The sequence below is a fragment of the Actinocatenispora thailandica genome, assembly GCF_016865425.1.
GTDB lineage: Bacteria > Actinomycetota > Actinomycetes > Mycobacteriales > Micromonosporaceae > Actinocatenispora > Actinocatenispora thailandica.
This window is the reverse complement of sequence record NZ_AP023355.1, coordinates 5375921-5390163: the sequence shown is the minus strand read 5'-3', so window position 1 is coordinate 5390163 and position 14243 is coordinate 5375921. Positions and strand designations below refer to the sequence as shown.

Annotated in this window: 15 protein-coding genes; 10 read left to right on the top strand and 5 right to left on the bottom strand. The window is 73.7% G+C overall.

Annotated features, from left to right (window positions below):
* Positions 1-68 precede the first annotated feature (68 nt).
* A complete protein-coding gene (locus tag Athai_RS23975) occupies positions 69-581 on the bottom strand; it encodes a MerR family transcriptional regulator (RefSeq protein ID WP_338028154.1) in 513 nt (170 codons plus the stop codon).
* Between the two features lie 24 nt (positions 582-605).
* Here Athai_RS23975 and Athai_RS23970 point away from each other — a divergent pair, with 24 nt between their 5' ends.
* The 4 genes from Athai_RS23970 to Athai_RS23955 all read left to right on the top strand — a co-directional run bounded on the left by Athai_RS23970 (position 606) and on the right by Athai_RS23955 (position 5466).
* Complete coding sequence (locus Athai_RS23970; RefSeq protein ID WP_203963586.1) at positions 606-2021, top strand: MFS transporter; 1416 nt, start codon at positions 606-608, stop codon at positions 2019-2021.
* A gap of 41 nt (positions 2022-2062) precedes the next feature.
* Complete coding sequence (locus Athai_RS23965; protein WP_203963585.1) at positions 2063-3292, top strand: acyl-CoA thioesterase/bile acid-CoA:amino acid N-acyltransferase family protein; 1230 nt, start codon at positions 2063-2065, stop codon at positions 3290-3292.
* 134 nt (positions 3293-3426) lie between these two features.
* Positions 3427-4548, top strand: coding sequence for a lactonase family protein (locus Athai_RS23960; protein WP_239157127.1), 1122 nt, complete (start codon positions 3427-3429; stop codon positions 4546-4548).
* Between the two features lie 126 nt (positions 4549-4674).
* Positions 4675-5466, top strand: coding sequence for an SDR family NAD(P)-dependent oxidoreductase (locus Athai_RS23955; protein ID WP_203963584.1), 792 nt, complete (start codon positions 4675-4677; stop codon positions 5464-5466).
* Positions 5467-5494: 28 nt separating this feature from the next.
* Here Athai_RS23955 and Athai_RS23950 read toward each other — a convergent pair whose 3' ends face one another.
* Together Athai_RS23950 and Athai_RS23945 are read right to left on the bottom strand one after the other, a co-directional pair.
* Positions 5495-5722: a hypothetical protein gene (locus Athai_RS23950; protein WP_203963583.1), complete on the bottom strand. Its 228-nt coding sequence runs from the start codon at positions 5720-5722 to the stop codon at positions 5495-5497.
* Positions 5719-6366 (bottom strand): RNA polymerase sigma factor, encoded by a 648-nt coding sequence (locus Athai_RS23945; protein WP_203963582.1) that lies wholly within the window; start codon positions 6364-6366, stop codon positions 5719-5721. The genes Athai_RS23950 and Athai_RS23945 overlap by 4 nt, the downstream gene beginning before the upstream one ends.
* 261 nt (positions 6367-6627) lie before the next feature.
* Between Athai_RS23945 and Athai_RS23940 the strand changes: the two genes are divergently transcribed.
* The 6 genes from Athai_RS23940 (at position 6628) to Athai_RS23920 (ending at position 12101) form a co-directional block, all read left to right on the top strand.
* Positions 6628-7104, top strand: a complete 477-nt coding sequence (locus tag Athai_RS23940) for a peroxiredoxin family protein (protein WP_203963581.1) — start codon at positions 6628-6630, stop codon at positions 7102-7104.
* A gap of 121 nt (positions 7105-7225) precedes the next feature.
* Complete coding sequence (locus Athai_RS23935; protein WP_239157126.1) at positions 7226-9370, top strand: ATP-binding protein; 2145 nt, start codon at positions 7226-7228, stop codon at positions 9368-9370.
* Positions 9283-9948, top strand: coding sequence for a helix-turn-helix transcriptional regulator (locus Athai_RS34370; RefSeq protein ID WP_239157125.1), 666 nt, complete (start codon positions 9283-9285; stop codon positions 9946-9948). Before Athai_RS23935 ends, Athai_RS34370 begins: the two co-directional genes overlap by 88 nt.
* 138 nt (positions 9949-10086) lie before the next feature.
* Positions 10087-10980 (top strand): alpha/beta fold hydrolase, encoded by an 894-nt coding sequence (locus Athai_RS23930; protein ID WP_203963580.1) that lies wholly within the window; start codon positions 10087-10089, stop codon positions 10978-10980.
* An 11-nt stretch (positions 10981-10991) separates the two neighbouring features.
* Positions 10992-11762, top strand: coding sequence for an SDR family NAD(P)-dependent oxidoreductase (locus Athai_RS23925; protein WP_203963579.1), 771 nt, complete (start codon positions 10992-10994; stop codon positions 11760-11762).
* A 51-nt stretch (positions 11763-11813) separates the two neighbouring features.
* Positions 11814-12101 (top strand): ScoMcrA-related endonuclease, encoded by a 288-nt coding sequence (locus Athai_RS23920; RefSeq protein WP_203963578.1) that lies wholly within the window; start codon positions 11814-11816, stop codon positions 12099-12101.
* On the opposite strand, the gene Athai_RS23915 is transcribed toward Athai_RS23920, so the two are convergent.
* Both Athai_RS23915 and Athai_RS23910 read right to left on the bottom strand, forming a co-directional pair.
* A complete protein-coding gene (locus Athai_RS23915; RefSeq protein ID WP_203963577.1) occupies positions 12082-12519 on the bottom strand; it encodes a DUF5709 domain-containing protein in 438 nt (145 codons plus the stop codon). The two genes, Athai_RS23920 and Athai_RS23915, sit on opposite strands and share 20 nt — an antisense overlap.
* Before the next feature lie 112 nt (positions 12520-12631).
* The gene (locus Athai_RS23910) at positions 12632-14098 is read right to left on the bottom strand and encodes a dihydrolipoyl dehydrogenase family protein (RefSeq protein ID WP_203963576.1); all 1467 of its coding nucleotides are present in this window, start codon (positions 14096-14098) and stop codon (positions 12632-12634) included.
* Positions 14099-14243: the final 145 nt, after the last annotated feature.

The window sequence follows — 14243 nt, the reverse complement described above, 5'->3', positions numbered from 1 at the left end:
CGCCGCGCGGTGGGGCGATCGGCGGTGCCGACGGGGGATCCGGGGGCCGGCCCCGCGGCGGTGCGCGTTCAGCGGGTGTCGGTGGGCGCCCACAGCTGGTCGGCGTCGCCGGCGGCGAGGCTGCCCCGGTAGACGTCGATCTTGTGGTCGATCAGTTTCAGGTTCTCCTGGATCTCGGCGAGCCGGGCGCGCACGTCGGCCCGGTGCGCTTCCAGCAGGGCGAGGCGCTCGGCCTCGTTGCCGGGTCCGGCGGCGACCAGCTCCGCGTACCGGCGGATGCCTCGGATCGGCATCCCGGTCGCGCGCAGCTTGGTGCAGATCACCACCCACTTGAGGTCGAGGTGCCGGTAGCGCCGGCGGCCACCGCTGGTGCGGTCCACCGGGCTGATGACCAGGCCGGCACGCTCGTAGTAGCGCAGCGTGTGCACGCTCACCCCGGTGCGGCGGGCCGCTTCCGCGATGGTCACCCCCTCCGGCGGCAGCGGCTCCCGGGCCACCTTGCGGCGTGCCGGCGGGCCAGGCTCGGCGCGGGTCGCGCGCGGCTCCGGCCGGATCGTCGGTTGCGACTTGACTTCGAGCACGCTCTAAATTCTAGCGTCGTCGGCATGAGGTCACCCGTGCTGTCGCCCGCCCCACCGGCCACGCTGAGCAGCCGCCGCAAGTCCCTGGTCCTCGCGATCTGCTGCATCAGCATGATCGTGGTGGTGATGGACGTTTCGGTGGTGAACGTCGCACTGCCGTCGATAGGCCACGATTTCCATGCCACCGAGTCGGGCCTGCAGTGGACCGTCGACGCGTACACCCTGGTGCTGGCCGGCTTCCTGGTACTGGCCGGGTCGACCGCGGACCGGATCGGCCGGCGGCGGGTCTTCCAGGCCGGGCTGACCGTGTTCGGTGCCGGATCGCTGCTGTGCGGGCTGGCGCCCGGCATCGGCTGGCTGATCGCGGCGCGAGTCCTGCAGGCCGTGGGCGGCACCATGCTCAACCCGGTGGCGATGGCGATCGTGGCGAACACGTTCACCGGCGCCGCCGAGCGGGCCCGGGCCATCGGGGTGTTCGGCTCCATGTCCGGGCTGGCGCTCGCGCTGGGGCCGATCCTCGGCGGCGGGTTGGTGGACGCGTTCGGCTGGCGCGCGGTGTTCTGGATCAACGTGCCGGTGGTGGCCGCGGCGATCGTGGCCGCCGCGCGGTACGTGCCGGAGTCCCGGGCGCAGCGGGCCCGGCGGTTCGATCCGGTCGGGCAGCTGCTGATGCTGGTACTGCTGGGCAGCGTGGTGTTCGCGATCATCGAGTCCGGCTCGCTGGGCTGGGGCTCGCCGGTGATCGTCGGGCTGCTGGTGGTCGCGGCGGTCGCGGTGGTGGGCATCGTCTGGTACGAGCCGCGCCGGGTCGATCCGCTGCTGGAGCTGCGGCTGTTCCGCAGCCTGCCGTTCAGCTCGGCGATCGTGCTCGCGGTGTTCGCGCTGTGCGGGTTCGGCGCGTTCCTGTTCGTGACCACGCAGTACCTGCAGGACCTGCGCGGGATGTCGCCGGTCACCGCGGGGCTGTGCCTGCTGCCGGTCGGCGTGCCGGTGCTGCTGATCTCGCCGCGCACCGGGCGGATCGTCGGCCGGTACGGGCCGCTGCCGCCGCTGCTGGTGGCCGGCACCGCGCTGGCGCTGGGCGGTGCCGCCTCGTGGTGGCTGCGGACGAGCACGCCGCTGCCCGCGGTACTGGCGGTCTACCTGCTGTTCGGGGTGTTCCTCGGGGCCGTCAACCCGCCGATCAGCAACGCGGCGATCGCCGGGATGCCGCGCTCGATGGCCGGGCTGGCCGGCTCGCTCGCGTCCACCGGCCGCCAGGTCGGTACTACGCTGGGCGTCGCGGTGTCCGGCGTGATCGTCGGCCCGGCGCTCGCCGCCGGCGGCAGCGGGTTCACCGGCGCGGCACACGGCGTGTGGTGGCTGGTCGTGGTGCTCGGCGTCGGCATCGTCGCCCTCGCCCTGCTCGGCACCCGGACGGTCCACCCCGCCGCACGGTGACGGGGCGGCGCCATCCCGGCCAGCGGTGGTTGGATGCGGTGATGCGCCGATCAGCGATGCTGGCACTGGTTTTGACGTTCGCCGCGACCGCGCTCGGTGGCTGCGGCCGGAACGAGCATGCGACGATCTCGGTCGACCACCCCGACTCGCTGGCCGACCGGCCGGTGCACGTGCGCATCGCCGGCCTGCCGCCCGGCCACACCGTCTCCGTCCGGCTTCGGCTGGTGGACAAGCGGACACTGGCGTCGACCGCGTCGTACCGGGTGTCCTCGACCGGGGTGGTGGACCTGCGCACCGCGAAGCCGGTGGATGGCACGCCGTACCGCGGGGCCGACCCGATGGGGCTGTTCTGGACCCTGCGCGCGAACTCCGACCAGAACTGGCACCTCGGGTGGACGCTGCGGTTCACGCTCACCGTCCGGGACGGCGATACGGTCGTCGGGCAGCGCACCCTGACCCGCCGCAGCACCGTCCCCGGGTTGCGCAGCCGGAAGCTGCGCCCGGCTACGGACGGCGTGTACGGCACGGTGTTCGAGCCGCCGGCCGGATCACCGCGACGCCCGGGGGTGCTGGTGTTCGGCGGCTCGGAGGGCGGCGAGTACCTCGACGGGGTGGCCAGGCTGCTTGCGGTGCACGGCTTCCCGGCGCTGAGCCTGGCGTACTTCGCCGAGCCGGGGCTGCCGTCGACGCTCCGGCGGGTTCGGTTGGAGTACTTCGCGAAGGCGCTGACGGTGCTGTCCCGCCAGCCCGGCGTGGACCCGAAGCACCTGGCCGTACTGGGCGCCTCCCGCGGCGGCGAGGCCGCGTTGCTGGTCGGATCGTACTTCCCGCGCCAGGTACAGGGCGTGATCGCGTTGACGCCGGCGAACGTCGCGATCGGCTCGCCGCCGTCGGGCACCGCGCCGGCGTGGACCTACCGCGGCCACCCGATCCCGTACACCCGGCAGTTCAACGAGCCGGCGCCGACCGACGTGCCGGACGCGGTGATCCCGGTCGAGCGCATCGCCGGACCGGTGCTGCTCACCTGCGGCGGCAGGGACGCGGTGTGGGCCTCCTGCCCGTACGCCCGCGCCGCCGACGCGCGGCTGACCGGGCACCACGACCGGTACCCGCACCGGGTTCTCGCCTATCCGGACGCCGGTCACCACAGCAACGCCCTGCTGCCCTACGTCCCGGTGATGGGTGATCCCACCGCGCAGGCCGACGAAGCGGCGAAGCTGGCCGAATGGCCGGCCACCCGGACGTTCCTGAGCGACCTCGCGTCGCGCTGAGTGCCGGAACCGAGCTGCCGCCGGATGCGGCGGGAACGGACGTGCGGATCCACACACTTTCCCGGGTTCGGTAAGTACCGCGAGGTCCGCGGCCACCAACCAACGACCCAACGGGAACCGTGTGAGGAGACATCGTGAAGGCTGGGAAGACTCTGATCGCCGGTGCGGCGGTCGCCGCGGCGGCCGCGGGGCTGGGCGTCGCCGGCCCGGCGCAGGCGCAGGTGCAGCACGGGCGCACCGCCGGTGGGGCGGTCTTCGTGCAGACCGACAACCCGGACGGAAACAGCGTGGTGGCGTTCGACCGGTCCGCCGACGGCACCCTGCGGCAGGCGCGAACGTACCCCACCGGCGGGCGCGGGGGTGTGCTCGCCGGCTCGCAGGTCGACCACCTCGCCTCGCAGGGCGCGCTGGCCAGGTCGGGCAACACGCTGTTCGCGGTCAACGCCGGCAGCGACACCATCAGCGTCTTCGGTGTCCGCGGCGACCGGCTGCACCGCACCCAGGTGGTCGGCTCCGGCGGGGCGTTCCCGGTCAGCGTCGCGGTGCACGGCTCGATGGTGTACGTGCTCAACGCGCGCAACGGCGGCTCGATCCAGGGCTTCCTGCGGCTCGGTGACCGGCTGGTCCGGGTACCCGGCTGGCACCGCGGGCTCGGGCTCGACGCCGACCAGACCCCGGAGTTCACCAGTACCCCGGGGCAGGTGGCGTTCACCCCGGACGGGACCAAGCTGGTCGTGACGACCAAGGCCAACGGCAACGCGATCATGGTCTTCCCGGTCTCCCCGCTCGGGCCGGGCCGGGCGGTGACCACACCGGATGCGGGCAACGTGCCGTTCGCCGTCACGTTCGACCCCGCCGGCCGGATGCAGGTCGCCGAGGCCGGCCCGAACGCGGTCGCCATCTTCACCGTCGGGCGGGACGGATCGCTGCAGCTGCGCTCCCGTACCGCCACCGGCCAGCGGGGGACCTGCTGGATCGTCCGGTCGGGGCACTCGGTCTACGTGTCGAACGCCGGCAGTGCGACCGTCTCCCAGTACCGGTCCGAGCGGGGCGAGCTCACCTCGGCGGGAACGGTGCCGACCGACCCGGGCACCGTGGACGCCAGCGCCAGCTCCGACGGCCGGTTCCTCTACGTGCAGACCGGGCAGACCGGCACCGTCGACGAGTTCCGGATCGGGCCGGCCGGCAGCCTCACCGCGATCGGATCGGTGACCGTCCCCGGCTCGGTCGGCGGCGAGGGCATCGTCGCGTCCTGACCGCCGTACCGGTGTCGATCAGCGGGGTTGCCCGAACCGCCGGGCAACCCCGCCTGCGGCGGGTTGCCGTCGTCGCACTCCGGGCGATGGCGGTAAGACGGGGGCTCGCCGCCGACACCGACGTTCATGAACACTTCTGAGCAGACCGGTACGGTGGGCCTGACCGGACGGCTGGCGGTCGTCACCGGCGCGGGCCGGGGTATCGGTCGCGCCGTCGCCATCGAGCTGGCCCGGTCCGGCGCCCGGTTGGCGCTGGTGGCGCGCAGCGCCGACCAGCTGGCCGAGGTGCGCGACGAACTGGCGGCGGCCGGTACGACAGCGGAGGTGTACCCGGCCGACCTTGGCGACGTCGACGCGGTCGCCGAACTCGGCGCCCGGATCGAGCGCGAACTCGGCGGGGTGGGCGTGCTGGTCAACAATGCCGGTGTGGTCGGCCCGATCGGCCCGACCGAGCAGCTGACCGCCGCCGACATCGAACGGTCCTACCGGGTGAACGCGATCGCGCCGGTGTTGCTCACGGCGGCCTTCCTGGCGTCGATGCGGGCGGCCGGCTGGGGCCGGATCGTGAACGTGTCCACCGGCGTGGTGGCGCGCCCGGCGGCGATGGCGCGGGGGAACACGTACGTGGCGGCGAAGAGCGCGTTGGAGGCGCACAGCCTCAACCTGGCGGCGGAGCTGGCCGGCACCGGAATCACCGTCAACGTGTACCGGCCCGGCCGGGTCGACACCGCCATGCAGGGCTGGATCCGGGACCAGGACCCGGACGCGGTCGGCGGCGGCCTGGTCGAGCGGTTCGCCGCGTCGTACCGGGCGGGCGAGCTGATCACGCCGACCCACTCGGCTCGGGTCCTGGTGTCCCGGCTCGGCGGTACCGAGACCGGCCTGGTCCGCGACGTCGCGGACGGCGACGCCGCCTGAACCGGTACGCGGTCGGGCCGCGCCGCCGTCACGCGAGGGCGAGCAGGCCGGCAAGGTCGTCGGCGCACGGCGCGCAGTCGTGCAGGTGCGCGGCCACACCGGGGAACCGGGCGGCGGGATCGAGGCCGGCGAGGATCAGGTCGGCGTACACGTCGAGCACGTCGCGGGTCGCGCCGCAGCCGGCGTCGTCGTCCTGCGTCGCCAGGAAGGCCAGGAGCGCCGGACGCCCGTCGGGTGTCGTGTCGGGCTGCGTCATCGGGTTCCATCCTCGCCCAGGTGGCCGTTGGTGACCAGGTAGGCACGGATCTTGCGGCGCGCGTCGAAGACCGCTTTGTACACCGCGTTGCGGTTCGACCCGATCTGGTGCACGTAGCTGTCCAGCGGCATCCCGTCGACCACGATCGCCACGAACGCGTCGCGCTGCCGACTGGTCAGTTCCTTCGAGACGGCATCCCGGACGGCGGCGAGCAGGTCGGCCGACTGTGCCGCCTGCTCCGGGGAGAACCCGAACCGGTCCGGCAGCCGTTCCCACTGCTCGCTCTCCAGCGGCTGCGCGGCGCGGGCCCAGAAGTGCCGGGAGATCTTCGCCGCGACCTCGAACACCACGAACTTGTACACCCAGGTGGTGAACCGGCTGTCGCCGCGGAACTCGGGCAGCTTGCGCAGGATCGACACGAGCGCGTCGTCGGCGGCCTGGTGGGCGATGTCGTCCAGCTCCGGCCCGGCCAGCCGCAGCTGCCCGGCGCGGCGGCCGGTCTCGGCCCGTGCCGCGCGCAGCAGCAGGGCGTGCAGCCGTGCCTGTGCGGCGGTGCGGGACGTGCCCTGCAGCTCGGCGAGCCAGGTCAGGGTCTGCTCGTCCGCTGCCGGTCGGGGCGGTCTCGGCGCCGATGGGGATGCCACGCACCGAATATAGGCACGCCCGGCCGGCGCCGCGGTGTGCCGCCGGCGCCCGTTGCCGGTCGGTAAGAACGTCGCCGGCGGCCAGGCACCACCCCGGAAGTCCATCGCATCACCCCGGAAGTTCATCGGGTGGCGGTAAGACCCGGGCCGGGGGTGCCACTCACGACTGTGGCCGGTGCCGGCCGGCAGGGAACGCCGGACGTCCTGCGCAGCGGTTCGGCGCCGGCCACAGCCGCGTACCGGACGTTGTGAAGGATCCTGATGGCCCTGCTGAACCCTGGTGACAAGTTTCCCGAACTGCCCGTGCAGCTGCCGGCCGGGCGAGCGATCACGCTGCCCGACGAGCTGGTCGGGCACTACGGCGTGGTGCTGGTCTACCGCGGCTCCTGGTGCCCGTACTGCAACGCGCAGCTGGCGTCGTTCCAGCGGGCGAAGGACAAGCTGGCGAAGGTCGACGCCCGGGTCGTCGCGCTGTCGGTCGACGACGAGGCGACGACCGCGGAGCTGGTGGCCAAGCACGGGCTGGCGTTCCCGGTCGGGTACGGCGCGGACGCCGCCGAGGTGGCCGAGGCGACCGGCGCGTTCGTCAACCCCGATCCGGTCTACCTGCAGTCCACCGGGTTCGTCCTGGACCGCGACGGCAAGGTCGTCGTCTCGGTGTACTCCAGCGGAGCGATCGGCCGGCTGGTCCCGGCCGACGTGATCGGGCTCGTCGAGTACCTGGACGCGCATGCCTGACCCGGTCCCGGACGGCGGGGAAACACGCCGGCGTCGGCGGCCACTGGCGTAGCTTGTGCACAGCGAGATGTTCTGCGGCATCGACCCGGCCGGCGGCCGCACGCCGGCGCGGAGGGGCCACGTGCTCGTCGACCGACGTACCGAAGCCGAATCGCTCGATCGACTGCTCGACGACGTGCGGGCGGGGGAGAGCCGGGCGCTGGTGCTGCGCGGTGCGGCCGGTATCGGCAAGACCGAACTGCTGGGCTACCTGCGGGACCGGGCCGGCGGTTGCCAGATCGTGCCGGCTGCCGGGGTGGAGGCGGAGACCGGGTTCGCGTTCGCCGGCCTGCACCAGGTGTGCGCGCCGATGCTGGAGAGCCTGCGGCGCATCCCGGCGCCGCAGCGGGCGGCGCTCGACATCGCGTTCGGGCTGGACAGCGGCACCCCGCCGGACTCGTTCTTGGTGGGTATGGCCGCGTTGAGCCTGTTCGCCGAGACTGCCCGGGAACGGCCGCTGCTGTGCCTGATCGACGACGCGCAGTGGCTGGACCGGGCCTCGGCGCAGGTTCTGGGGTTCGCCGCGCGGCGGTTGCAGGCCGAGTCGGTGGCGCTGGTGTTCGCGGTCCGGGACGGCGACGACACTGTCGAGGCCCCGGAGCTGGCCGGCCTGGCCGAGCTGCCGGTGCGCGGCCTGCCCGAGGCGGATGCCAGGACGTTGCTGGCGTTGGCACACCCCGGCCCGGTCGACGCCGGTGTACTGGACCGGATCATCGCCGAGAGCCAGGGCAATCCGCTGGCGCTGGTGGAGCTGCCCCGCGGGTTCACCCCGGCGGAACTGGCCGGCGGGTTCGGGCTGCTCGGCTCGGCGCCGCTGCCGCGCCGGATCGAGGAGAGCTTCCGGCGTCAGATCGCCACCCTGACGCCGACCGCCCGGCAGCTGTTGCTGGTCGCGGCGGCCGAACCGGTGGGCGATCCGGTACTGGTGTGGCGGGCCCTGGGCCAGCTGGGCGTCGATGTGGACACCGACCCGGCGGCGCGGTTGGCGACGGAACGGTTCGTGACTTTCGGTGCCCGGGTGACGTTCCGGCATCCGCTGCTTCGTTCGGCGGTCTACCGGGCCGCCGGGTCGGCGGATCGGCGCCGGGTGCAGCGGGCGTTGGCGCAGGTGACGGACCCAAAGACCGATCCGGACCGGCGGGCGTGGCATCGCGCGCAGGCCGCCGTCGGCGAGGACGAGGAGGTCGCGGCGGAGCTGGTGCACTGCGCGGCGCGGGCTCAGGCACGGGGCGGCCCGGCGGCCGCCGCGGCGTTCCTGGAACGGGCGTCGGACCTGACCCCGGACCCGGCCCGGCGCGCGCAGCGGCTGTTGGCCGCCGCGGAGGCTCGGTACCAGGCCGGCCTGCCGGAGCCGTCGGTACGGTTGCTGGCGCGGGCCGAGGCCGGACCGCTCGACGAGGTGGCCCGCGCGCACGCGAACCTGCTGCGGGCCAGGATCACGTTCACCGTCGATCGCGGGGCGGCGGCGCCGGGCCTGCTGCTGCAGGCGGCCGGTCAGCTGCAGCCGCTGGACGCGCAGCTGGCGCGGGAGACCTACCTGGACGCGATGCAGGCGGGCTGGTTCGTCGGTGCCGGTGGGTCCGGCCCGGGGCTGCGCGAGCTGGCCGCGGAGGCGCTGGCCGTGCGGTCCGCGCAGGACCCGGCCGACGGGTGCGATCTGCTGCTGACCGGTCTCGCGGTCCGGTACCGGGACGGCTATCCGGCCGGGGTACCGCTGCTGCGCGAGGCGTTGGACGTGCTGCGGGCGGGGCCGGTCGGCGAGACCGGGTTGCGGTGGCTGTGGTTCGCCGCCACCTGCGCGTTGGATGCCTGGCAGTACCCGGCGGCCGACACGATCACCGCGGCGTTCGTGGCGCGGGCCCGGCGTACCGGCACCCTGACCGCGTTGCCGTTCGCGCTGGCGCAGCGCATCGTGGTGCAGGTGTTCACCGGCGAGCTGGCCGCCGCGGACGCGCTGGTGCACGAGTTCGACGCGGTGCGCGACAGCACCGGGCTCGACGAGCCGGCGTACGCGACTCAGGTACTGGCCGCCTGGCGCGGCGCGGCGGACACCACCACGATGCTGGTGGCCGCCACCACCAAACAGGCGGAACAGCGGGGTGAGTGGTTGGGGTGGCGGCCGGCGGGTGGGCGCTGGCGGTGTTGCACAACAGCCTCGGCCGGCCCGACGAGGCGTTGGCGGCGGCGCTGCCGGCGGCCGAGTCGGACGCGGATCTCGGCGTGGTGACGTGGTGTTCGCTGGTGGAGCTGATCATCGCGGCCGCCCGGCTGGGCCGGCTGGACCTCGCCGGGCGGGCGCTGGCGCGGTTGCGGGCGATGACCCAGGCGGCGGGTACCGACTGGGCGCTCGGCCTGGAGTCGCACTGTCAGGCGCTGGTCGACACCGACGCCGAGCCGCACTTTCGTGCCGCGGTGGAGCGGTTGGCCGGTACGCCGATCCGCGGCGAGCTGGCGCGCACCCGGCTGCACTACGGGGAGTGGTTGCGCCGGCAGAACCGGCGCACCGACGCGCGCCGGCAGCTGCGCGCCGCGTACGAGATGTTCGGTGAGATGGGGATGACGGCGTTCGCCGTGCGGGCGGCACGGGAACTCGGCACCACCGGCGAAACGGTACGCAAGCGCGGCGACGGGAACGCGGCGGACCTGACGCCGCAGGAGGCGCAGATCGTTCGCCTGGTCCGCGCCGGACTGTCCAATGTGGAGATCGCGACCCGGCTGTTCATCAGCCCGCGCACGGTGGAGTGGCACCTGAGCAAGACGTTCGCGAAGCTGGGCATCACCTCCCGGCGCCAGCTGCGGCGCTGACCGCAGCCGCCCGCGTACCGGGGTGGCCCGGGGCGCCGACCGGTGGCGGGCACGGGCGCGACGCCGGCCCCGGCGGCCACACCCTGTGGGGGCGCGCCGAGCCACGGCGCCGTCATCGAACCAGCAGGGGTGAGAGCGATGCCAGCCGTCCACCACCGGTACGCGGCCATCGACGGGCACCGGTTGTTCTACCGGGAGGCCGGTGATCCGGACGCACCGACCATCGTGCTGCTGCACGGGTTCCCGACCAGTTCGTTCATGTTTCGCAACCTGATCCCGGCGCTTGCCGACCGGTACCACGTGATCGCGCCGGACCATCTCGGTTTCGGCCTGTCGGACGCGCCACCGGCCGACGAGTTCGACTACACCTTCGACGCGCTGACCGAGCTGACCGTCGGGCTGCTCACCGAGCTGGGGGTGCTGCACTGCGCCCTCTACGTGCACGACTACGGGGCGCCGATCGGCTGGCGGATCGCGCTGCGCCATCCGGACGCGGTGACCGCGATCGTCACCCAGAACGGCAACGGCTACGACGCCGGTTTCGTCCCGGACTTCTGGCGCACCGTGTGGGACTACCAGCGGGAACGCACCCCCGACACCGAGGCCGCGATCCGCCAGGCGCTGACGCGGGACGTGACCCGGTGGCAGTACCTGACCGGGGTACCGGACGAGACGCTGGTCAGCCCGGACACCTGGCACCACGACTACGCGTTGCTGAGCCGGCCGGGCAACGACGAGATCCAGCTGGCGCTGTTCCGCGACTACGCGACCAACGCGCCGATGTACCCGCAACTGCACGAGTACCTGCGTACCAGCGCGGTGCCGGTGCTGGCGGTGTGGGGCCGCGGTGACGAGATCTTCGGCCCGGCCGGCGCGGAGGCGTTCGCCGCCGACGCGGTCGACCCGGAGATCCGGCTGCTGGACGGCGGCCACTTCCTGCTGGAGAGCGCCGGCGACGAGGTGGCGGCGCTGATCCGCGACTTCCTGTCCCGCCGCCTGCCACGACCTGCCGACGTGCCGGTCGCGATGTGAAGGAGAACGCGATGACGGAGGACTTCGCCGGGCGCAAGCTGATCGTCGTCGGCGGGAGCAGCGGGATGGGCCGGCAGGCCGCGCTCGACGTGGTGGCCGGTGGCGGCAGCGCCGTGGTCGTCGGCCGCAACCGCAACCGGGTGGACCAGACCGTCAGCGCCCTGTCGGCGCACGGCAAGGCGTGGGGGATCACCGCCGATCTGACCCGGCGCGACGAGGTCGAGGACGTGCGGCGGCTGATCGCCACCGACCATGCCGACGCGAGCCTGCTGGTCAACGCGGCCGGCGTGTTCGCCCCGCAACCGTTCCTGGAGCATGACGGCGACTCCTACGACTCGTACCAGGAGCTGAACCGGGCGATCTTCTTCCTGACGCAGACCGTGGTGGCGGGCATGGTCGCCGCCGGCGGTGGATCGATCGTCAACATCGGCAGCATGTGGGCGCACCAGGCGGTCGGCGCCACGCCGTCCGCCGCCTACTCGATGGCGAAGGCGGGGCTGCACGCCCTGACCCGCAACCTGGCGATCGAACTGGCCGGGCACCGGATCCGGGTCAACGCGGTCGCGCCCGCGGTGGTCGCCACCCCGATCTACGAGAGCTTCGTGCCGGCGGACAGGCTCGACGAGACGCTGCACGGGTTCGACGGCTTCCACCCGCTGGGCCGCATCGGTACCGCCGAGGACGTCGCCGCTGCCATCACCTTCCTGCTGTCGGACCGGGCCAGCTGGATCACCGGCAGCATCGTCGACGTCGACGGCGGGGTGATGGCCGGCCGCAACTGATCCCGCCGCCACCGCGGTGGCGACTGTCGCAGGAACCCGAGGGAGGTAGCGATGACACGATCGATCGCATGGGACCGGGTGACCCCGGCCGACGTCCGGCGGGCGATGAAGGAGTACGACAAGCTCGGCCCGCAGCGGTTCTTCGCCGCGCACGGGTTCGCCCCCACCACCACGTACACCCTGGTGCAGGACGGCCGGTCGTACCCGCCGAAGGCGATGCTCGGGGTGGCCTACGAGTTCGCCACCGGGGAGCGGCTCGCCTCCGGCGACTTCGAGGGCGGCAGGGCCGGTGCGGTCACGGTGCTCGGCCGGCTCGGCTTCACCGTCGAGCACGTCTGACCGGGTACGCGCCGTCGGGGACGACGTGCACGGCGGCCTCCTCGGCCGAGGCGCCGCTGCCGTCGATGCCGACGTCCCGAGCGACGAAGTCCTCGCCGGGGTCCGAGTCGTCCAGGTCGACGAACACCAGCCGCCCCGACCGGTCGGCGCCGACCTGGTCGTCGATCGGCTCGCCGTCGGTGTCGGTGGCGTCGCCGATACCGTCCCCGTCCGCGGCATCGCTCACGTCCGGTAGCTCGCGGGCGAGCCGGCGGGACAGCGACTCGTGGTCACCGATCTCGCGGTCGGTGACCCCCCAGGCGGGCCGGTCCGGCGGGGAGTACCCCTCGTCCGGATCGACACCGACCTCCTCGTCGTCGAGGCTCTCCTCGGCCGCCAGCAGGCTCTCGCCCAGCGAACCATCGTCTGAACCGGTCACCGGTCAGTCCCTTCTCCTTGCGGGGCAACACGTGGGGTGGCGCCGGTCGGGCCGGCTTCCGGTCGCCGGTCCGGCCCCGGTGGTGCCGGAGCCGGACCGGGATGGCCGCAGCTCAGCCGCGGTAGGCCTCCAGCAGCCGCAGCCAGACCTCGCTGATGGTGGGGAAGCACGGCACCGCGTGCCACAGCCGGCCGATCGGCACCTGACCGGCGACCGCGATCGTCGCCGAGTGCAGCAGTTCGGCGACACCCGGGCCGACGAACGTGACGCCCAGTAGCGTCTCGGTGTCCAGGTCGACGACCATCCGGGCCTGTCCCTGGTAGCCGTCGGCGTACAGCAGCGCGCCGACGACCTGGCGACCCAGATCGACGTCGACGACGCGGATCCGGTGCCCGGCCCGCTGCGCCTGGGCGGCGGACAGCCCCACCGCGCCGACCTCCGGATCGGTGAACACGGCCTGCGGTACCGCCGCGTTGTCGGCGGTCGCCACGTGCGCGCCCCACGGTTCGTCGTCGACCGGCCGGCCGGCGGCGCGGGCGGCGATCGCCGCGCCGGCCATCCGTGACTGGTACTTGCCCTGGTGGGTGAGCAGCGCGCGGTGGTTGAGGTCGCCGACCGCGTACAGCCAGCCGCCGGCCACGCCGCGCACCCGGCAGGTGTCGTCCACGTCCGGCCACGAACCGGCCGTCAGACCGACCGTGTGCAGGCCGATGTCGCCGGTGTTGGGTTTGCGACCGGTCGCCAGCAGCACCTCGTCGGCCTCGAACTCGCTGCCGTCGTCGAGCACCAGCCGCACCGGCCCGGTACCGCCGGGGCGGCTCAGCTCGGTGACCGTGACGCCCAACCGGACGTCGACGCCGGACTCCTTGAAGCTGTGCTCGACGAGTTCACCGACGAACGGCTCCATCCGCGGCAGCAGCCCGGACTCGCGGACCACCAGGGTCACCGTCGAGCCCAGGCCGCTCCACGCGGTCGCCATCTCGACCCCGACCGGGCCGCCGCCGACCACGGCGAGCCGGCGCGGCACGGTGCTGCTGTCGGTGCCCTGCCGGTTCGTCCACGGCCGGGCCTCGGCGATGCCCGGCAGGTCGGGCAGCGCGGGCGAGCTGCCGGTCGCGAGCACCACCGCGTGCCGGGCGGCGAGCCGGACGATCCGGTCGTCGGGGGTGGCCACCGACACCCGGCGCGGCCCGTCCAGGCGGCCGTGACCGCGCACCAGCACGGCACCCTTGCCGGAGGTCAGCGCGTCGGCCTGGCCGGTGTCGTCCCAGTCGCTGACGTACCGGTCCCGGCGGGTGAACACGCCCGCCGCGTCCACCGGCCCGGTGACGGCCTGCCGGGCGCCGTCGACCCGTCGCGCGTCGTCGACCGCGAGCACCGGGCGAAGCAGCGCCTTGCTGGGCACGCACCCCCAGTACGAGCACTCGCCGCCGACCAGTTCACGCTCCACGATCGCCACGCTCAGCCCGGCCGCCCGGGCCCGCTCGACCAGTACCTGCCCGACCGGGCCGGCACCCAGCACGATCACGTCGTAGGTGTCCTGCGCGGAGTCGTCCGCCGCCGCTGTCGCCTCGGTCATGTCCGTTCCTCTTCCCCGCCGTCCGAGATCGGTCCGAGTTCCCCATGCTTGCCGTCGCGCGGCCGGTTCGAACCCGTGCCGACCACCGGTCCGGCCCCAGGGATCGCCCGCTGCGCCCGGTGGCGTGGGTACCCACCGGCCGCCC